We start from the raw sequence: 19,616 nt of genomic DNA, 5'->3' as shown, positions 1-19,616 counted from the left end.
GCTGCGTAAGCTGTGCGCATTATTAAGCGAATCGGTCTGCTTGCGGGATAAAGATTTGTTCCTAAGCTCTATGCATAACTTTACATAATAATCGGCGCTAGCCGGCCCGAATAATTATGAGCGATGGCTTAAACGAGGCGTTAAATGAGCGAAGCACAATGTACCATTATATTTAATGGTGAGCGCTTAAGCGGAACCGCAAATCAACCGTTAATTGATTTTCTGCAGAAGCAGGGAAAAAAACTGCCTCACGTCTGTTATCACCCGGCGCTGCCGCCGCTGCAAACCTGTGATGTCTGCTGGGTGGAGGTGGATGGCGAACCCGTGCGCGGCTGCACGTTACGCAGCGCCGAGGGCTTGCGCGTGGTCAGCCAGAGTGCGGTACTGCAGGCGGCACAGCAGGAGGGCATGGACCGCATCCTCAATCGCCACGAGCTTTACTGCACGGTGTGTGAGCACAACACCGGCGACTGCACGTTGCATAACACCGTCGCGGACATGCACATTCCGATTCAGTATTACCCCTACCAGCGCAAACCGGACAGCAAAGACCACAGTAATCCGTTTTATACCTACGATCCGGATCAGTGCATTCTGTGCGGACGCTGCGTGGAAGCCTGCCAGAATGTCGAGGTAAATGAGACGCTGTCGATTGATTACAGCGCCGATCACCCGCGCGTGCTGTGGGATGGCGGGACGCAGATTGCCGGTTCCAGCTGCGTCAGCTGCGGGCACTGCGTGACCGTCTGCCCGTGCAACGCGCTGCTGGAAAAAACCATGCAGCCCGACGCCGGACCCTTCACCGCGATGGATGAAGACCTGAAGCGGCCGCTGATTGATTTCGTCAAATCGCTGGAAAACAGCATCGGCATGGAGCCGATCACCGGAATTTCGCTGATCGATGATGCGCTGCGCAAAGTCGAAATTAAAAAAACCAAAACCGTCTGCACCTATTGCGGCGTCGGCTGCAGTTTTGAAGTCTGGACGCGTGATCGCCACATCCTCAAAATCCAGCCGGTGGCCGATGCGCCGGTCAACGGCATCTCAACCTGTGTCAAAGGCAAATTCGGCTGGGATTTCGTTAACAGCCCAAACCGGCTGACCACGCCGCTGATTCGTGAAAACGGCCAGTTCCGCCCGGCCAGCTGGGAAGAGGCGCTACAGCGTGTGGCCGATGGCCTGCGCGCGGTGGCACGCCAGCACGGCGGTAACGCGATTGGTTTTATTGGTTCCAGTAAAGCCAGCAATGAGGAAGCCTACCTGACGCAGAAGATCGCCCGTCTGATTTTCGGCACCAACAACGTGGACAACTCCTCGCGCTATTGCCAGAACCCGGCGACGGAAGGGCTGTTTCGCACCGTGGGCTACGGCGGCGATGCCGGTACGCTGCGCGATCTGCAGCAGACCGACCTGATCATCACCGTTGGCAGCAACCTGGCGGAAAATCATCCGGTTTTCGCTTCACATATCAAACAGAGCCACAAACATCGCGGACAGAAGCTGCTGGTGGTCGATCCGCGCCGTCACGAAATGGCCGAGCGCGCCGATTGTTATCTGCGCATCCGTCCCGGTACCGACATGGTGTGGGCGTCGGCGATGGCGCGCTACATGTTCGATCACGGTTATGCCGATGAAGCATTCCTGCGCACGCGCGTCAATCAGGTGGCGGAATATCGCGCGTCACTGGCGCCGTTTACGCTTGAGATGGCCAGTGAAATCACCGGTCTGAGCGTGGCGCAGTTGACCGAAGCCGCCGAGATGATCGGCAACGCGGGCAGCGCCTGCCTGCTGTGGGCGATGGGCATTACGCAGCACAGCCACGGTGCGGATACCAGCACCGCGCTCTCCAATCTGCTGCTGGTCACCGGCAACTACGGCCGCCCTGGCACCGGCGGTTACCCGATGCGCGGTCACAATAATGTGCAGGGCGCCAGCGATTTTGGCTGCTTAAGCAATGTCTATCCCGGCTACGAAAAAGTGACCGATGCGCAGGTGCGGGAAAAATGGGCGCGCGCCTGGGGCGTGGCACCGGAAGCGCTTTCCGATGAAGCCGGGCTGGATAACTTCATGATGGTGGAAGACGCGCATAAACAGCGGGTGCGCGCCATGTATATCATCGGCGAAGAGACCGCCTTTTCTGATGCGGACTCGACCAAAGTGCACGAAGCCTTTAGCCGGCTGGATTTCATGGTGGTGCAGGACATCTTCATGAGCCGTACCGCGCAGTTCGCGGATGTGGTGCTGCCTGGCTGTCCGAGCCTGGAGAAAGAGGGCACCTTCGTGAATACCGAACGGCGCATTCAGCACTTCTCGCCTGCGTTTGCGCCGCTCGGCGACAGCCGGCCTGACTGGCAGATACTGACTGATGTCGCGGCGCGTCTCGGTCATCACTGGCACTACCCAAATCCCGGCGCCATCATGGCAGAAGCTGCGGGTATCGCCGCGCTGTTTGCCGGGGTCAGCTATGAGAACCTCGTCGGCTGGCAGTCACAGCTGTGGCCGGTAAACGCCGACGGCAGCAGCACGCCGCTGCTGTATACCGAGGCGTTCGCCTTTCCTGATGGCAAAGCGCGTCTGTACCCGCTGACGTGGCAGCCGCCGATGGAAGCGCCCGATGAGCAGTACGACCTGCTGCTGAACAATGGCCGTATGCTGGAGCATTTCCAGTCGACCAATCAGACCGGGCAGGGCGGGCGCATCAAATCGCTGTCGCCCAACTGGTTTGTTGAGATTTCGCCGCAGCTGGCGCAGGAGCGGCAATTACAGCAGGGCGACTGGGTGGAGCTGCGTTCACGCCGGGGCAGTGTAGAGGTGCCGGTAGTGGTGACCGAACGGATGGCCGGCAATGTGCTGTTCATTCCTATCCACCACGGCAAACCGGGGGTGAACGGGCTGACCGGTGAACACCACGATCCCGACGTCAACACCCCGGCCTACAAAGAGATTGCGGTGACGATGCGCAAACTGGCGCATGCGCCACAGCCGCATCCGATTCCGCTGCACAACTTCCGCCACGGCCAGCGCACGCCGCTGGATCATCTGCCCGTTGAACAAAAATGGCAGCAGCCTGAATACCGGCTGCCGCCTGAACACGTTTCGCATCCGGAGAAAAGCTAATGGCCGAACCGCTGCACTATCAACCTACTGCGACGCGCACCGAACCCAGCGCGCAGGAAGCGCTGAACGAACTGCTGGAGAATCTGCATCAGCACGGCTTCCTTCGCCTGGCTAATGACATGGTACAAGCCAACAATGACATCGGTAAAATCGTCGCCGCCGGACTTAACCGGCCCGGCACCCAGAATGCGGTGCAGAACCTGTCGCTGCTGTTTATGACCCTCAGCACCGTACCGCCGGAGCGTTTCAACCATTTACTGCTGGCGCTGCGCGATGCCCTGCTGGCGATGAAGCCGGCCAGCGACACGGCGCAGCAGGAGAAAAGCGCGCCGGGCGTCAGTGGCGTGCTCAAACTGCTGAATGATGAGGCGCTGTGGCAGGGCATCCGGCCACTGCTGGCGGCGCTGGAAACCTTCGCGCGCGCCATGCAGGGTGACGAAGAGAAGCCGATAACCCGCTACAGCGGTAAGCCGAGCCGTGAGTAGCCAGGATTGGGTGCTGCTGATCGCGCGCGGTCAGTTTGCCCTGACGATGGGCATGCACATTACCCTGGCAGCACTGACGCTGGGGCTGGCCCCGTTTCTGGTGTGGTTTGAAGCGCGCTGGCTATGGGGCAGGCGGCCGGAAGCGCATCAGGCGCTGCACTTCTGGATCAAGGTATTCGCGCTCACCGTGGCAATTGGTACGGTTTCCGGCGTGATCATGGAGTTTCAGTTCGGCACCCACTGGTCGGTGTTTGCCAGCAAAGCGGGCGGCATTATCGGTCCGCTGATGCTGTATGAAGTGCTGATCGCTTTTTTCCTCGAGTCGGCGCTGACCGGCGTGATGCTGTTTGGTATCGATCGGGTGAAACCCGGCGTGCATTTCGCCATTACCTGTCTGGTGGCACTCGGCGCGATTTTTAGCGCTTTCTGGATCCTCGCCGCTAACTCCTGGATGCAAACGCCGCGCGGTTTTACGCTCAATGACGCCGGCCAGTTCACGCCGGACAGCGCCTGGAGTTTGATTTCCGCACCCTCGTTTGGCTGGCGGCTGGCGCACATGCTGCTGGCCTCGTGGATCAGCGTGGCGTTTTTGCTGGGCGGTGTCGCGGCGTGGCGCCTGCTGCGTAATGCTGGCGAGGCCGCCAGCCGGCTGATGCTGCGCAGCGCGCTGACGGTGTCGCTGTGCATCCTGCCGCTGCAGATGGTGGTGGGCGATCTGCACGGCGAAAACACCCGTGACTATCAGCCCGCAAAACTGGCGGCGATCGAGGGCAGCTGGCAGCCGCCTGCGCCAGGGGAAGGCGAGCCGCTGCGGCTGTTTGCGCTGCCCGATCAGGCGCAGCAGCGGAATCACGCCGAGCTGGCGATCCCGGCTATCGGTTCGCTCTACCTGCGCCATAACCTCAGCGGCCACATCAAAAGCCTGCGTGAGTTTCCGCGCGACAGCCTGCCGCCGGTGCTGCCGGTGTTTTTTGCTTTTCGCCTGATGGTGGGACTGGCGCTGCTGATGCTGCTGAGCAGCCTGGCGGGCAATGTGCAGCGCTGGCGCGGTCGTCTTGATCAGTCGCGGCGCGTGCTGCGTCTGCTGGCGCTGATGTCACCGGCTGGCTTTGTTGCGCTGCTGGCGGGCTGGGTGGTGACGGAGGTTGGCCGGCAGCCGTGGACGGTATACGGCATGCTGCGTACCGCCGACAGCCTGGCGCCAATGTCCCTCGGCAGCAGCGTCGCCATTTTCGTGTCGGTGGTGGTGATTTACGCACTGAGTTTTGCCTTTGGCCTGGGTTATCTGCTGCGCCACCTGGCGGCACCGCTGCCGGATCCGCAGGCGACGGCGGTAGCGGAAACCATACAGACGCCAGCCTGAGGAGGATGAGGATGTTGGTCGAACTTTCTGCTGTGCTTCTGCTGTTTGCCCTGCTGATGTATCTGGCGCTGGATGGCACGGATAGCGGCGTGGGGATGCTGCTATACAGTTTCGACCAGCCACAAGAGCGGCAGTGGATGGTGCACAGCCTGCTGCCGCTGTGGGATGCCAATGAAACCTGGCTGGTGTTGCTGGCGGGCGGCATGCTGGCGCTGTTTCCGCCGCTGTACAGTCTGCTGCTACAAACGCTGAAGGTGCCGCTGTTTCTCTTCCTGCTGGCGCTGTTTTTGCGCGGGCTGGCGCTGGCGTATCGCGGTCAGTCTGGCGAGACCGGGCGACGCTGGCTGGACCGGCTGCTGATGGTCAGCTCGCTGCTGGCAGCGTTTCTGCCAGGCTGGATGAGCGGGTTAATGCTGGTGTCGCGTCCGCCCAGCGGGATTGTGATTGATTTTTCGCTGGTGCCGCTGCTGTGCGGTCTCGGCCTGGTGGCGGTTGATCTGCTGCTGGGCTGCTGCTGGCTGTGCTGGCGCATTGGCGAGCCGGTGGTGGAGCGGGCGCGGGCGCTGGCCATGCTGTGGTGGGTGGTGACGCTAGCCTGCTTTATTGCCGTGCTGCTGCTGGAGCCGGCGCTGTGGCAGCAGAGCTGGCAGCGCTGGCCGGGAAAAGTGTTGCTGAGCCTGTTGCCTGCGCTGTGGCTGCTGCAGCTGCTCACGCTGTGGCGGGAAGCGATGGTGGCGTTGCTGATGATCACGCTGGTGCAGACGGGCGTGGTGGTCGCGGCGCTGGCGTACGGGCTTTATCCGTGGTTGCTGCCGTGGCAGCTGGAGATGCACCAGCAGGCCTCCTCGCCGGTGACGCAGGGGTTCGTGGTGACGGGTTTATTGATTGTGTTGCCGCTGACGCTGCTGTACCACAGCTGGGCGTTCTGGGTGTTTAAGCGCCAGCCGCAGGCATAAATAAGTGTTTATAACGGTATTATTCGCTGGCACGTTTCGTAGCGGCGCGATTTATCACGCTGATCAAACCGCTGCGCCGCTGTGTTTTTGCGCAATAAATTGCGCCGCTACGATTGGTGCAGTATGTGATAACGGTACGGGTCGCTGGCAAGTTTCGTAGCGGCGCGATTTATCACGCTGATCAAACTTCTGCGCCGCTGTGTTTTTGCGCAATAAATTACGCCGCTACGATTGGTGCAGAATGTGATAACGGTACTGGTCGCTGGCACGCTTTGTAGAGGCGCGATTTATCGCGCTGATCTAAACGCTGCGCCGCTGTGTTTTTGCGCAATAAATTGCGCCGCTACGATTGGTGCAGAATGTGATAACGGTACGGGTCGCTGGCACGCTTTGTAGCGGCGCGATTTATCGCGCTGATCTAAACGCTGCGCTGCTATGGCTTGTGCTGGCTGGATGAATCCACCGCCGGAATCCGCATAAACAGCGTGCCGCGATAGGGGATCGGCAGGAAATCACGGAACAGGGTTTCCAGCGTCTGCTGCGGATCGACATCGGCGAACAGCTGCGGATACAGCGTTTTTGCCATGAACTCGGTCACCGCAATATGCCACGGGCTGAGATAAAAATTCATCCAGATTGCCGCTGCATGGCCGTTGCGAATCGCCTTCAGCTCACGCAAGCCATTCTGCTGCGCGGTGAGCTGGCGGAAACTGCTCAGCACCGCGTCGGGCGCGACGTCCGGCCCGAGGCGCAGCAGGCCTGCGCTGGCGTTATCGCCAAAGCCGGTGGCAAAGTAATACTCAGGCTGGGCTGCGATCACCTGCTCCTCACTCAAACGGCCAAACACGCCGTGCTGGGTTTTGCCAGCAATATTGTCGCCGCCGGCGGCGTTGAGCAGCTCGCCCAGACTGCCGTTAATCGCCGTCACGCAGCACTCGTTGCGCCGTCCCAGATGCAACTGCAATAGCACCGTGGGTTTCGGCCCGTGATAGCGCGCCAGCCGTTCCTCGATCACCTGCAGATGCGCGCTGTAAAAGCGGTTGAACGCCGCCGCGCGTGCCTGCTGATTCAGCACCTCACCAAAAATCTCTACGCTGCGCCGGGTGTTCTTTAACAGATGTACGCGCAGATCGATCTTCACTACCGGAATATGCGCAGCATTCAGGATGCTGACCAGCCTCAGATCGGCATCATCGTAGCGCGCCAGACTCGGCAGAATGACCACGTCCGGCCGCAGGGCGAGAATCTGCTCCGGATTGATCGCCTGAGGGCCGCCCGATCCGAGCGTCGGGATGTTCAGCATCTGCGGAAACCGCTGCGCAAAACTGTTCCACGTCTGGCTGTCATACTTTTGCAGATCGCGCGGCCAGCCGACGATGTGGCGGAACGGGTCATCCGGCGCCAGCAGTGCCAGGGTATACAGCATGCGGCTCTCACCCAGCACGATGCGCTGCGGATTATCGGGAATCTCCACCCGATTGCCGTCAATATCGGTGATCACCCTGGCCAGCGCGCTGGTGCTGAACGCCAGCAGCAGGAGGGCAGCCAGCCAGGCTCGCCACGTCAGCGGCTTTTTCGCTCGATCAGAATTCAACGCTGGCCTCGACCATCAGGTTACGGGTTTCCCCTTCGCGCACGCGCAGGTTGCCGCCGCTGGAGGTGTAGTAGTGCTTATTGAACAGGTTATTCAGGTTAAGCTTCAGCTGGGTTTTCTCGCCAAACAGCTGATTATTCCAGGCGATAAAGCTGTCGGCGACCACATAATCCGGCAGCGTAAAGCTGTTCTCCGGATCGCCGGCGCGTGAGCCAACGTAGCGCGCACCGCCGCCGACGCGGAAGTCACCGGGAATGCCGTTCAGCGTCAGGTTATGGCTCAGGTAAAGCGCCCCGGCGTGACGCGGTGCATTCTGCAGGCGGTTGCCATTGTTCGCCGGATTGACGCCATCGTCGACGATTTCGGCTTTATCGTAGCTGTAGTTGGCGCTCAGATCCCAGCCCGGCAGCACTTCACCATTGAGCTCAAATTCAGCGCCGCTCGAACGCGCTTTATTGATGGCGCGCGTGGTGCCGTTGATATTAAGCGACATATCGCGTTCGTCGATGCGGTACAGTGCTACGCTGGCAAACAGCCGGGGCGAAATCTGCCACTTGCTGCCCACTTCCCATGTGGTGCCCTGTTCAGGCTTGCCGACGTTGCCGTCATCGTCGACGTCAGTCGACGGCGTGAAGGATTTGCTCACGCTGCTGTACAGTGAGACATCCGGCGTCAGTTTGTAAATCAACCCGGCCTGCGGCAGGAACTTGTTGCCCTCGCTGTCCAGCGTTTGCACCACCGGATCGAAGCCCTTTGACGCGCGCTGTTCATAGTGCTGATAGCGTCCGCCCAGCACCGCAATCCAGTCGTCGGTGAGCGAAATGCTGTCTTTGGCATATACCGAGCGACTGTGCAGGCGGTTAAGCAGGTTGGCGTTGGCGCTGTTTTCACTGCTGCTGTTGGTGATCGGTGCCAGCATATCGTATTGCGGATCGTACAGGTTGAAGCCGGTGTTCGCTTTACCCTGATACTGGTGCGCACGGTAAGTCTGGTTCATTTCATAATCGGTGCCGAACACCACATCGTGCGTCATGCCAAACAGCTGTGGGGAACCGATCACATCCCACGCCACGTATTTGGTTTTATGGTTGAAGCCACGGTTGGCGTCGGCGCGGCGCGTCACCACGCCGGTGGTGGGGTTAATCGCCGTGACCCGCACTTCGTTGTTGTCGTACTGACGCTGGTTCCAGCCAAAAGTCAGGCGCGTGCTCCACGCCTCATTGAACTGCCAGTCGTAGTGCGCGTTCAGGGTTTTATTGTGGCCCCACGCATGGTTAGCTTTATCGTCCAGGCGATCTTTATAGCCAATCGCTACCGGCTTACCGTTAACAAACACCGTGCCGCGATCGTAGGGAATATCGTACTGATAATCTTCGTAGCTGATGAGGAAGCTGGCCTGCTCGCCATACCACTGTAGCGAGGGGGCGATTAAGGTGTGTTTATCGCTGCCGAAATTGCGCCAGTAATCCTGATTCTGCTTTTCAGCAATCAGGCGGAAAGCAAAACCGTTGCCGAGCGGGCCGGTGACGTCCAGCGTGCCGGCGCCGCCGCCCTCGCTGGCTGCGCGACCGCTGACTTTGGTGTGCCAGGTGTATTGCGGCTTTTTGCTCACAATATTGATCACGCCGCCGGGATTCTGGATACCGTACAGCAGCGAAGCCGAGCCCTTCAGCACCTCGACACGTTCGGTGGTGGCGTCGAAATTCAACCCCTGACTGCTGCGCACGCCATCACGATAGATGGAACCATCCGAGTTGCTGCCAAAGCCGCGCCGTACAAAGCCATCTTCGGTACCTGCCAGCGTGTTGCCTTCGCTCACGCCGCTGACAAAACGCAGCGCGTCGGCGAGGCTGGCGGCCTGATAATCCTCCAGCTGCTGTTGCGTCACCACGCTCACCGATTGGGCTTCATTGAGGCGCGACACCGGCGTTTTACTGGCGACCGAACTGCTGGTGGCGCTATAGCCGTCGTCACTGTTTTGCTGCTGCGCCGTCACGGTGAGGGTGCTGTTTTGTTCAGCGGCAAGGCTGTCAGTACTGCTGAGTGCCGTTACGCCGTAAATAGCGGCAAGGATAGCCGGATGGCACAGTAATTTAACCGCCCGCGGTGAGTTGTTCTGCATCGAATATAAACCTGGTGTAATTGCGGGATTATTTATTCCGCGCAACGAAGCTATCAGTAAAATGCTGCCGGTGACGAACAGGACATTCGCGGCCCGGCATTGGTATGCCATCAGTCAGCGGAAAAAGGCGGCTGAGATGTAATTGAGAATCATTCAAACATGAAAAAATGTAGTAGTAAACGTAAATGATGGTGTGGATACTACAGCAGAACGCGGGAGAAACTTTTGAACCGGGATTGTCATAAAATTTATTTTAAATCAGTTAATTATTTATTTTATGGCGTTTGAGGTTGGCCGGGTTAAGCCAGACGTGAAGGGAGTGGGCAGCGGTAGCAGCGCAAATTTTCACTACAAGCCGGCCTGCCGACGCGGTTCACAACGATGCGATATTACTAACAGGCAACATAATGGCGGCAAATAACATTAAAAATCGGGTGGATGTATTCGGTGAACGCTACCGTGCACGCGTCACGACATTATCGGCCAGCCTGCAAACGGTGGCGCGATATATCCACGAACATCGTGAGGCTATATTAGACGCGACTGCATTGGATATCGCCCAGGCCACCCAAACTTCTGACGCCACCGTGGTGCGCACCGTGCAGGCGCTGGGCTTTGCCGGTTTGCGCGATCTGAAAACCACGCTGGCCGCGTGGTTTGGTCCGGCGCAAAACTCGGAAGAGAAGATGAGCGCGACCATGAGCGAACTGTCGTGTGACATCAACTCCGGCATCGATTTTGTGCTGGGCGGCCATCAGCGCGCCTGCGAAGTGCTGGCAGAACCGGTCAACCGCCAGGCGGTGGCGGCTGCGGTGACGCTGCTGCTGGAAGCGCGTCAGGTGGCGCTGTTTGGCATCAACGCTTCCGGCATTCTGGCGGAGTACAGCGCGCGACTGTTCCGGCGCATCGGCCTGCCGGCGGTGACGCTTAACCGTGCCGGAATTGCGCTGGCGGAACAGCTGATAACGCTACAGCGCGGCGATGTACTGATCATGATGGCGCAGAAATCGGCGCACCGTGAGGGCATGACGACGCTGAAAGAGGCGCAGCGGCTGGGTATGCCGGTGATTCTGCTGACCCACGCGCTGGATTCGGCGTTTGCGCAGCAGGCGGATGTGGTGATTAACGTGCCGCGCGGCGGTGAAAATGGTCGCATGCCGCTGCACGGCACGGTGCTGGTGTGCCTCGAAATGCTGATTCTGGCGGTGGCCTCCGCCAGTTCGGCACGCACGGTAAAAACCATGAAACGCATTCAGGATCTCAATCGATCGCTGAAACCTGCGGCGAAGAAGGCGGGATAACCGCGCATCGCTCAGGCGCGGCGGCGGGACGATTCACTCCGCCGTTCGCTTCAGGATCTATTTCACAGACTCGCTTGCAAGGCGCGCGTGGCTGTCGTTAATATTAAGGAAATAAACATTTCCTTAATGAGTCCGCGTTAACGGCGCGGTAGCGCAGAATCGCATCCAATAAGGAAACACTCTTTACCAAAATAACCGGAGAACGCTTATGTCACTGCCTGCCCTGAACGCCGCGCCGCGCTGGTCACAGCCCGTCGATCATCTGCCGCAGTTTAACCATGCTTACGCCACGGTCGCGGGCGTGCGGCTGCACTACGTCAGCGGCGGCAATGTGCAGGGACCAGTGCTGGTATTGCTGGCGGGCTTTCCGCAGAGCTGGTTTGCCTGGCGTAAGGTGATGGCGCAGCTGGCGGCAGACTATTACATCATTGCGCCGGATCTGCCCGGCCAGGGCGATTCCGACAAGCCTGCCAGCGGTTATGACACCACCTCGCTGGCGCACAGCGTGCAGGGATTGTTGCAGCAGTTGGGGGTTGAGCGTTACTACCTGGCCGCGCATGACGTGGGTGCCTGGGTTGCCTGGCCGCTGGCGATGCTGCACGGTGATGCCATCAGCAAACTGGCGCTGCTGGATGCCGGCATTCCCGGAGTGACGCTGCCGGATGCGCTGCCTGCGACGCCGGACAAAGCCTGGAAAACCTGGCATTTTGCTTTTCACCTGTTGCCGGATCTGCCGGAAGCGCTGATCGCCGGTCGTGAAGCGCTCTATCTGCAGTGGTTTTTGCAGCGCAAAGCAGCCAGCCCGATGGTGTTTGGTGACGAAGAGATGGCGGAATATGTGCGGCTGCTGCAGCAAAACGGCGCGCTGCGCGCCGGCATGGCGGCGTATCGTGAGGTCAGCACCTCAGCGGAGCAGAATCGTCAGTTGTTGCAAACCCGGGGGAAACTGGCGATCCCGCTGCTGGCGGTGAGCGCCGATCAGGGCTCAATTGCCGATATGGCCCAGCCGCTGCGCACCTTTGCGGCCGACGTCAGCGGGATTCACCTCGCGTACTGTGGTCACTTTATCCCGGATGAGCAACCGCAGGCGCTGGCCGACGCGTTACGTCAGTTTTTTGTGTAACGCATCACTTAACCCTGATTATCCACGCGTAAGCGACCGCGCCGTGAAGGGGCTGCGGCTGACTTGCAATAGCCACTGCATTGCGGCTAACATAGGAACCATTTGGTTTATAATTACAGGGGAGGGCAGTGATGAAGAACCTGACCGTCATCGGTCGCCCGCGCGAGTTCGAGCTTGAAGAAGCCGCCCGCAGCGCCATGCACGTTTTCTGGGATCGCGGCTATGAAGCGGCGTCGCTACCGGATTTGATCGCCGGGACCGGTTTATCGCGCGGCAGTCTCTACAAGGCGTTCGGCGATAAAAAAGGGCTGCTGCTGGCCGCGCTGGATATCTACATGACCGAAGGCCTGAAAGCCACCTCGGATATTCTGGCGCAGCCCGGCGCGGTTAAAGCGGCGATTCGCGCCTCGCTGCTGCGTTATGCCGCGCTGTCCAGCGGTGAGAAAGGGCGGCGCGGTTGTCTGGTGGTGTCGCTCACCACCGAGATGGCCGCGCATGATGAACAGATTGCCGAACGCACGGGGCGCATGTTCCGGCGTTTGCAGCAGCTGTATGCGGCAACACTGGTGCGCGGTCAACTGAGCGGAGAACTGCCCGAGCGTGATGAGCAGGTGCTGGCCCGCTTACTGGTTTGCCAGATTGAAGGGATGCGCATCCTCGGTAAAACCGGGGCAACGGAAGCAGAAATGAACGCCGTAGTGGACTGCACGATGCGTCTGCTCGACTAATTTTTTTATCTAGATTGGAACCAATTGGTTCCTTAGTGAGGTGTTGTGATGTCCGATCCGCACGCGTTAAATCCCGAACCACGCCGCTGGGCGATGTTTATCGTCCTGCTGACAGGCGCATTTTTACCCCCGCTGGACTTCTTTATTGTCAATGTGGCGCTGCCGTCGATTCAGAGCGATTTGGCCACGTCCGGCTCGGCGGAGCAATTTGTCATCTCGTCCTATGCCGGGTTTTATGCCGTCACGCTGATCACCGGCGGTCGCCTCGGCGATCTGTTTGGCCGCGGGCGCATGTTCTTCGTTGGCCTGACCGGTTTTGCAGCGGCTTCTGCGCTGTGTGGCTTTGCCTGGTCACCGGGCGCGCTGATCGCTGGTCGCGTGCTGCAGGGCATCACTGCAGCGATTATGGCACCGCAGGCGCTGGCCTCGATTCAGGCGATTTTCCCGGAGGCGGAGAAATCGCGCGCGCTGAGCCTGTACGGCGCGGTATTTGGCCTGGCCTCGGTGATTGGCCAGGCGCTGGGCGGCATCCTGATCTCACTCAACCTGTTTAATAGCGGCTGGCGCGCCATTTTCCTGGTCAACCTGCCGGTGGCGCTGCTGGTGGTGCTGTTTGGCATCCCGTTGATTAAAGAGACGCGTGCTCAGCACGCGCGCAAGCTGGATTTTGGCGGAATGGGACTGTCGATGATGACGCTGGGTCTGCTGATCGTGCCGCTGATTGAAGGACGGGAAGCGGGCTGGCCGCTGTGGGCGTGGCTATCGCTGCTGCTGGTGCCGGTGCTGGGCACTCTGTTCTGGCGCTATGAAAGCCGGCTGGCAAAGCAGGGCGGCGATCCGCTGATCGATCCGGCGATTTTCAGCGTGCCGGGGCTGGGGCTGTCCCTGCTGCTGGCGCTGCTGTTCTACTCGATTGGCGTATTCTTCCTGCTGTTCTCGATCTATTTACAGGGCGCGCTGCATCAGGGCGTACTGAGCGCCGGGCTGATCTTCCTGCCCTTTGGTGCAGGTTTTCTGCTGGGGCCGTTATCCACGCCTTCTGCGCGACGACTGATTGGGCCTTACGTTAACGCCACTGGGATGGTGCTGGAAGTGGTCGGCCTGCTGGGCCTGGCGTGGCTGATGGCCAGCACGCCGGTTGGGATGTCACCGGCGGCGCTGCCGCTGGCTCTGGGCCTGTTTGTGGTGGGGTTTGGCCAGGGGCTGGCGCTGCCGACGCTGATGCACATCGTCACCGGACGCGTGGCACCCGCCTGGGCCGGGATGATTGCCGGTATCGCCAGCTCCACGTTGCAACTGAGCACGGCGCTGAGCGTGGCCATTATCGGCGGGATCTTTTATGCCGTGCTGGGCACGGGCAAGGGGCCGGGACAGATTACCCATGCCTTCATCGTGGCGATAGTGTGTATGTCGTTCTGCCTGGCGGCCGGCGCGCTGCTGAGCATTCGGCTAGCGCGCAGGCCTGCCGCACAGACGGCGGTGCTTAAAACACGCGGCAGTTCCAACGCGTTGCGGGACTGATGGTTGAAGACTGGGTGTGATCACCCCCAGCACCTTACCCGATGGCGTCCATTCCTCAGAACGACATCGTGACACCGGCGTACCAGGCGCGGCCCGGTTCGTTATAGGTCGATGCCCCGGCATTTTCGCGATAAACGCGCTTATCAAACAGGTTGTTGATACCGGCGTTGGCGCTCAGGTTTTTAGTGATGTCATAGTTGAGGTTCAGTCCGACAATGGAATACGGGCTGATTTCACGCTGCGACAGACCACGGCTGGCCTCGAGGCTGGTTTCCGCATACTGACGTGGCTTCTGCCGGCCGTATTGCGTCCAGTTGATGTTGGCGCTGAGCGCCTCGGTCGCCTGCCACTCCAGCTGCGAGTTGATGGTGAATTCCGGAATTACCGTCAGCGGGTTGCCGGTTTTTTTGCTCTCCGAGCGGAACATATAGGTGGCATTGGTGCGCCACTCCAGCGTGTCGGCGATCAGCGGGATGCTCAGATTGCCTTCCAGCCCTTCGACGATCGCTTTGCCGCCATTTTCCCAGCGCAGCAGGTTATACGAGCCGGTTGAAGCCACCGGCGTGGTGCCGGAGATGATTTTGTTTTTGTAATCATTGCGGAACCAGGTGATGCCCGCGACATAGCCCTGATTACTGAACTCGATGCCCACTTCTTTATTCACACTGATCTCGGGATCAAGGTCTTTGCTGCCCAGCAGGTAACAGCGTGACAGGCCAATCGGACAACCGTTGCCGCGCGTCGACAGGATGTAGCCCTCAGTGGACTGATACAGGTTTGGCGCTTTAAAGGCACGCGCAATACCGGCTTTCAGCGTGAAGTAATCACCGAGGCCCTGCGACAGGTTGAGGCTCGGGCTCCAGTTAGCGCCAAACTGATCGTGATAGTCGAAGCGCAGGCCGGGGATCACTTCGGTGGAGTCGGTGGCGGCGATGTTGTCTTCGAAATAGAGCGAGCTGATGGTGGCGCTGTTTTTACTGTCACGCTGCGAACCGTCGCTGGAAACGCCGCCGAAATCGACGCCCGGTGCGCTGGTGGCCTGTACCGATGCCGGATCGTTAAGCTCATCGCGATTCCACTCCGCACCCAGCGTAACGGTTTGATCCACCAGCAGCTGCAGCGGGAAATTGATCTCGCCGCCGGCGCGATAGCTCTCCAGCCGGCTGGTAGCGTACGTATCGCTGTTGATCATCCCTTCGGTGCTGCCGCCGGAGCCTTCTTTCAGGCGGGTGTTATTGGTTTTCTCATAGCTAAAGTTGAGCTTAGAGGTGCCCCAGTCCCAGATGCCGTTGTGCACCACTCCGTAGTTCTGGCGATACAGGCGGTTGGTTTCGCTGCCGTACAGCGCTTCCACCAGCCCGTTGGCGCTGGCATTGCTGTTGCTGTTTTGCGTGTCGCCGGCATAAATATTGCCCTGGCGACTGTAGCCATAGCTGAAATCGACAATCTGCGTCGGGGTGATTTTCCACGACAGCACGCCATTAATGTCTTTGTTACGCACCCCTTCGCGTCCGGCGGCGTAAGATCCATTTTGCGCGGTATTGATGTCGAAGGCGTCGGCATCCGTTTTGTTCAGGTTGCCGTACAGCCGCATGGTGAGTGCCTCACCGGCCAGCGGACCGCTGAGGTTGAAGTTTGCGCGGCGGGTGGCGCCTTCCTTGTCATCTTCTGGCTGGTTAGTGAACAGCGACAGCGAACCGTGCCAGTCATTGGTCGGGCGTTTGGTAATAATGTTGACCACACCGCCGGCGGCACCGGAGCCATAACGGGCAGCGGCCGGACCGCGTATCACCTCAATGCGTTCCACCATTTCCGGCGGTACCCAGTTGGTATCCCCGCGTGAGTCGCGCTCACCGCGCCAGCTGTAACGCACCGAGTTACGGGAGGTGACCGGCACGCCATCGATCAGCACCAAAGTGTTTTCCGGGCCCATGCCGCGAATGTCGATCTGGCGGTTATTACCGCGGCTGCCGCTGGCGCCGTTACCGGTGAGGTTAACGCCGGGCATTTTGCGGATGATGTCCGCGAGGTCGTTAACGGGCGGACTTTTTTTGATGTCTTCAGCGGTAATGGTGGAAACTCCCGGCTGCTGCTTCAGCTCCTGCTCTGCCGTCACAATCATCGACTCATCGTCGGCCAGCTTCTCCGTGGGTTCAGCGGCAAACACCGATGAGGTTAACAGGCCCGCCAGGCACAGTGCGACCGGACGTTTTTTGCCACATACAGTTACATTCACTTATATCATCTCCCTGATGCGTTAATATTTGTAAGCAAATGCGCATGATAATGAGAATGGTTTGCATTGTATATTGTTGTGCAACTTCTTTACATTCCTGCGTAAATCGCCTAATCGCGCCGCTTTTTTGTCAGTTTTTGTCAAGAGGGCAACATAGATGCTTAGACGGAAACGTTATGGCTAATAAGCAAATCATCCAGCGCGGCAGCATAAGCAGGTGCCTGATTTGCGGTAACAATCTGATTTTTGCGCGACGACAGGGCCGCGTTAAGGCCAGCAAAGAACCCTATTGCCGGATTTCGGCAATAGATATCTGTTTTTCGCATTTGTGATCGCTGCCTATCTTCCAGAGAATGGCTGCGGGACGTTCAGAGGATGACAATCCTTTGCGCCGCGCGGCTTTACGCGACATGGGCAAAGGGAAAAATACATCGCTACCTCGACGCCTTTTCCCTGCCGGGAAACATTTTAAATATCAGGAGAAAGGTTCCAGTGAAATTCGCAAAAGGTATCACCCTTTTCGCACTCGCTCTCAGTGCGCACACCGCGTTTGCCGCCGAACAATCCGTCCCAACCGACAGCTCACTGCATGTACAGGCTGATGCCGCGCTGAAAAGCCTGGTGCCCGCCGACGTGGCGAAGCGCGGCTATATTGTGGCAGGAACCAACCCCAACACGCCGCCCACCACCTTCTATAAAGAAGACAATAAAACGCTGGCCGGCCGTGAAATTGACATCATGAACGCGGTCGGTGAGCGTCTCGGCATTCAGGTGCAGTGGCGTGACACCGGCGGCTTCGACAACATCATTCCGGGACTGAAAACCGGCCGCTACGATGTGGCCTTGTCCAACATCAACGCCACGCCGGCGCGCGCCAAAATTATCGACTTCGTGAGTTACTACGACGCCAGCCGTCTCGGCATTATTTCGCGGAAAGACGCCAACGTCGCGCCGTTCAAAACCCTCGACGAGGTGTGCGGTAAAGAAGTCGGTGCCGGTTCCGGCACCACCCAGGTGACCCGTCTGGAAGAGGCCAGCAAAGCCTGTGAAGCGGCCGGGAAGAAACCGATTAAAGTGTCAGTGTTCCCGGATCGCCCGGCGGGTGTTCAGGCCGTGGTCAGCGGGCGTGTGCCGATGTTCCTCGGTCCGTACGAAGGCCTGTTGTGGCAGGTGAAAGTGATCAAACCGCTGACCATGAGCGGCGAAATCACCGTGCATGATGCGCCGGTATCGGTCGCCTTCCCGAAAGATTCCGCGCTTGAACCTGCGGTACAGGCAGCGCTGAACTCGCTGATTAAAGATGGCAGCTACCAGAAGATCCTGGATAACTGGGGCATCGGCTTTGGCGCGGTTAAAGAGTCAAAACGTAATCAGGATATCTTTCAATGAGTGACTTTCACGACCACACCGACGATCTGAAAATCGTCGGTAAACGCTACTACGGACGCTGGCTCAGTGCGCTGGTGGTGCTGTTGTGCGTGGTGGCCATGGCGCATTCGATGATCAACAATCCGCGCTTCGAATGGGGCGTGATTGCGGAAAACTTCACCGGCGAGTCGATCCTGCAGGGCGTGCTGATGACGCTGCAGCTGACAGCGATTTCGGTGGTGCTGGGCTTTGCCTTTGGCACGGTGCTGGCGCTGATGCGCCTGTCATCCAACCCGGTGCTGGTCGGCGTCAGCTGGTTCTATACCTGGTTTTTCCGCGGCGTGCCGATGCTGGTTCAGCTGTTCCTGTGGTACAACATCGCGGCGCTGTACCCGACCATTTCGCTGTCGCTGCCGGGTCTGGGTGAAATCTGGAGTACTCAGTCTAATGCGCTGGTCAGTCCGTTCAGCGCGGCGGTGATCGCGCTGGTAATGCATCAGTCTGCCTATGCAGCTGAGATCGTGCGCGCCGGGATTCAGAGCGTTGGCAACGGCCAGCTGGAAGCCGCCCGTGCGCTGGGTTACCGTCCGGCGCAGATTTTCCGTCATACCGTACTGCCGCAGGCGATGCGCGCCATCATGCCGCCGGCTGGTAACGAAATCATCGGCCAGCTAAAAACCACGGCGGTGGTATCGGTGATCTCCCTGCAGGATGTGCTGTTTTCGGCGCAGATCATCTATCAGCGCACCTATGAAGTGATCCCGCTGCTGCTGGTGGCGACGCTGTGGTATCTGCTGATGACTTCGGTACTGTCGGTTGGTCAGTTCTACGTCGAGCGCTACTTTGGCCGTGGCGTCACGCGCCGTGAAAAGCGCAGTTTACTCAAGTCGCTGCCCGGTTTCTCCGCGCCTAAAGCCGAAAGGAGCGTAAGCAATGGCTGAAGCGATCGCCTTACGTAAGGTGACCAAACGTTTTTCCGGCGTCACTATTCTGGATGAAGTTAATCTTGATATCCCGGCTGGCTCGGTGACGGTGATCCTCGGACCGTCCGGCTCGGGCAAATCAACACTGCTGCGCTGCATCAACCATCTGGAAAAACTGGATGGTGGCACGATTCGTATCGGTGGCGAGATCATTGGTTACAAGCAGAAAGGCCAGGCGCTGCACGAGCTGAGCAGCAGCGAGATTGCGCGTCAGCGTGCCGAAATCGGCATGGTGTTTCAGCAGTTCAACCTGTTCCCGCACCGCACCGTACTGCAAAACATTGTCGATGCGCCGATGCGGGTGAAAAAACAGAGCCGCCAGCAGGCGACCAGCAAAGCGCTGTCGCTGCTTAAGCAGGTGGGTCTGGCCGGGCGCGAAGAAGAGTGGCCGCAGAATCTCTCCGGTGGTCAGCAGCAGCGCGTGGCGATCGCCCGTGCGCTGGCGATGGATCCCGGCGTGATGCTGTTTGATGAGCCCACGTCTGCGCTCGATCCGGAACTGGTGGGTGAAGTGCTGCAGGTGATTAAACAGCTGGCGCACTCCGGCATCACCATGGTGATCGTGACACACGAAATCGGTTTTGCGCGCGAGGTGGCCGATAACATCGTGTTTATGGAAGGCGGGCGGATTGTGGCGGCGGGTCCGACGCAGCAGGTGCTCGACGATCCGGAAAACGGACGGGTAAGAAACTTTATTGCAACGGTGCTGTAAGCACCGT

Annotated in this window: 14 protein-coding genes; 11 read left to right on the top strand and 3 right to left on the bottom strand. The window is 59.1% G+C overall.

What is annotated here, in order from left to right:
* The first annotated feature begins 144 nt into the window (after window positions 1–144).
* The 4 genes from fdhF to F3J36_RS06710 are packed head-to-tail and all read left to right on the top strand — an operon-like array spanning window position 145 to window position 5,921.
* Window positions 145–3,117, top strand: coding sequence for a formate dehydrogenase subunit alpha (gene fdhF, locus F3J36_RS06725; protein WP_166719271.1), 2,973 nt, complete (start codon window positions 145–147; stop codon window positions 3,115–3,117).
* Window positions 3,117–3,602, top strand: coding sequence for a DUF1641 domain-containing protein (locus F3J36_RS06720; RefSeq protein WP_166719270.1), 486 nt, complete (start codon window positions 3,117–3,119; stop codon window positions 3,600–3,602). The genes fdhF and F3J36_RS06720 overlap by 1 nt, the downstream gene beginning before the upstream one ends.
* A complete protein-coding gene (locus F3J36_RS06715; protein WP_166719269.1) occupies window positions 3,595–4,965 on the top strand; it encodes a cytochrome ubiquinol oxidase subunit I in 1,371 nt (456 codons plus the stop codon). The genes F3J36_RS06720 and F3J36_RS06715 overlap by 8 nt, the downstream gene beginning before the upstream one ends.
* Before the next feature lie 11 nt (window positions 4,966–4,976).
* A complete protein-coding gene (locus F3J36_RS06710) occupies window positions 4,977–5,921 on the top strand; it encodes a cytochrome d ubiquinol oxidase subunit II (RefSeq protein WP_166719268.1) in 945 nt (314 codons plus the stop codon).
* 433 nt (window positions 5,922–6,354) lie between these two features.
* On the opposite strand, the gene F3J36_RS06705 is transcribed toward F3J36_RS06710, so the two are convergent.
* Both F3J36_RS06705 and F3J36_RS06700 read right to left on the bottom strand, forming a co-directional pair.
* Window positions 6,355–7,515 carry an ABC transporter substrate-binding protein gene (locus tag F3J36_RS06705; RefSeq protein WP_371741997.1) on the bottom strand — a complete coding sequence of 387 codons (1,161 nt, stop codon included), beginning with the start codon at window positions 7,513–7,515 and terminating at the stop codon, window positions 6,355–6,357.
* Complete coding sequence (locus tag F3J36_RS06700) at window positions 7,505–9,637, bottom strand: TonB-dependent siderophore receptor (RefSeq protein ID WP_166719267.1); 2,133 nt, start codon at window positions 9,635–9,637, stop codon at window positions 7,505–7,507. The genes F3J36_RS06705 and F3J36_RS06700 overlap by 11 nt, the downstream gene beginning before the upstream one ends.
* A gap of 407 nt (window positions 9,638–10,044) precedes the next feature.
* Between F3J36_RS06700 and F3J36_RS06695 the strand changes: the two genes are divergently transcribed.
* The 4 genes from F3J36_RS06695 (at window position 10,045) to F3J36_RS06680 (ending at window position 14,310) form a co-directional block, all read left to right on the top strand.
* Window positions 10,045–10,938 (top strand): MurR/RpiR family transcriptional regulator, encoded by an 894-nt coding sequence (locus tag F3J36_RS06695; protein WP_166719266.1) that lies wholly within the window; start codon window positions 10,045–10,047, stop codon window positions 10,936–10,938.
* Between the two features lie 208 nt (window positions 10,939–11,146).
* Window positions 11,147–12,061 (top strand): alpha/beta fold hydrolase, encoded by a 915-nt coding sequence (locus tag F3J36_RS06690; RefSeq protein ID WP_166719265.1) that lies wholly within the window; start codon window positions 11,147–11,149, stop codon window positions 12,059–12,061.
* A gap of 131 nt (window positions 12,062–12,192) precedes the next feature.
* Complete coding sequence (locus tag F3J36_RS06685) at window positions 12,193–12,789, top strand: TetR/AcrR family transcriptional regulator (RefSeq protein WP_058770527.1); 597 nt, start codon at window positions 12,193–12,195, stop codon at window positions 12,787–12,789.
* Window positions 12,790–12,837: 48 nt separating this feature from the next.
* Window positions 12,838–14,310 carry an MFS transporter gene (locus F3J36_RS06680; protein WP_211072901.1) on the top strand — a complete coding sequence of 491 codons (1,473 nt, stop codon included), beginning with the start codon at window positions 12,838–12,840 and terminating at the stop codon, window positions 14,308–14,310.
* 55 nt (window positions 14,311–14,365) lie between these two features.
* On the opposite strand, the gene F3J36_RS06675 is transcribed toward F3J36_RS06680, so the two are convergent.
* Window positions 14,366–16,546, bottom strand: coding sequence for a TonB-dependent siderophore receptor (locus tag F3J36_RS06675; RefSeq protein ID WP_166719264.1), 2,181 nt, complete (start codon window positions 16,544–16,546; stop codon window positions 14,366–14,368).
* Between the two features lie 492 nt (window positions 16,547–17,038).
* Here F3J36_RS06675 and F3J36_RS06670 point away from each other — a divergent pair, with 492 nt between their 5' ends.
* From F3J36_RS06670 to F3J36_RS06660, 3 genes are read left to right on the top strand one after another with little or no spacing between them, the layout of a single operon-like run.
* Window positions 17,039–17,935 (top strand): ABC transporter substrate-binding protein, encoded by an 897-nt coding sequence (locus F3J36_RS06670; RefSeq protein WP_021509534.1) that lies wholly within the window; start codon window positions 17,039–17,041, stop codon window positions 17,933–17,935.
* Window positions 17,932–18,855: an amino acid ABC transporter permease gene (locus tag F3J36_RS06665; RefSeq protein ID WP_021509533.1), complete on the top strand. Its 924-nt coding sequence runs from the start codon at window positions 17,932–17,934 to the stop codon at window positions 18,853–18,855. The genes F3J36_RS06670 and F3J36_RS06665 overlap by 4 nt, the downstream gene beginning before the upstream one ends.
* Window positions 18,848–19,609 (top strand): amino acid ABC transporter ATP-binding protein, encoded by a 762-nt coding sequence (locus F3J36_RS06660; RefSeq protein ID WP_058758829.1) that lies wholly within the window; start codon window positions 18,848–18,850, stop codon window positions 19,607–19,609. Before F3J36_RS06665 ends, F3J36_RS06660 begins: the two co-directional genes overlap by 8 nt.
* Window positions 19,610–19,616: the final 7 nt, after the last annotated feature.

Origin of the sequence: Pantoea sp. Cy-640, assembly GCF_011752635.1 — a bacterium.
GTDB lineage: Bacteria > Pseudomonadota > Gammaproteobacteria > Enterobacterales > Enterobacteriaceae > Pantoea > Pantoea dispersa.
This window is presented reverse-complemented; position numbering and strand designations above follow the sequence as displayed.

Bases quoted from the DNA above. Each gene is read 5' to 3' on its own strand.
- F3J36_RS06720 (WP_166719270.1), top strand. From the start codon at position 3,117: ATGGCCGAACCGCTGCACTATCAACCTACTGCGACGCGCACCGAACCC.
- F3J36_RS06690 (WP_166719265.1), top strand. From the start codon at position 11,147: ATGTCACTGCCTGCCCTGAACGCCGCGCCGCGCTGGTCACAGCCCGTC.
- fdhF (WP_166719271.1), top strand. From the start codon at position 145: ATGAGCGAAGCACAATGTACCATTATATTTAATGGTGAGCGCTTAAGC.
- F3J36_RS06665 (WP_021509533.1), top strand. From the start codon at position 17,932: ATGAGTGACTTTCACGACCACACCGACGATCTGAAAATCGTCGGTAAA.
- F3J36_RS06685 (WP_058770527.1), top strand. From the start codon at position 12,193: ATGAAGAACCTGACCGTCATCGGTCGCCCGCGCGAGTTCGAGCTTGAA.
- F3J36_RS06660 (WP_058758829.1), top strand. From the start codon at position 18,848: ATGGCTGAAGCGATCGCCTTACGTAAGGTGACCAAACGTTTTTCCGGC.
- F3J36_RS06695 (WP_166719266.1), top strand. From the start codon at position 10,045: ATGGCGGCAAATAACATTAAAAATCGGGTGGATGTATTCGGTGAACGC.
- F3J36_RS06710 (WP_166719268.1), top strand. From the start codon at position 4,977: ATGTTGGTCGAACTTTCTGCTGTGCTTCTGCTGTTTGCCCTGCTGATG.
- F3J36_RS06680 (WP_211072901.1), top strand. From the start codon at position 12,838: ATGTCCGATCCGCACGCGTTAAATCCCGAACCACGCCGCTGGGCGATG.
- F3J36_RS06700 (WP_166719267.1), bottom strand. From the start codon at position 9,637: ATGCAGAACAACTCACCGCGGGCGGTTAAATTACTGTGCCATCCGGCT.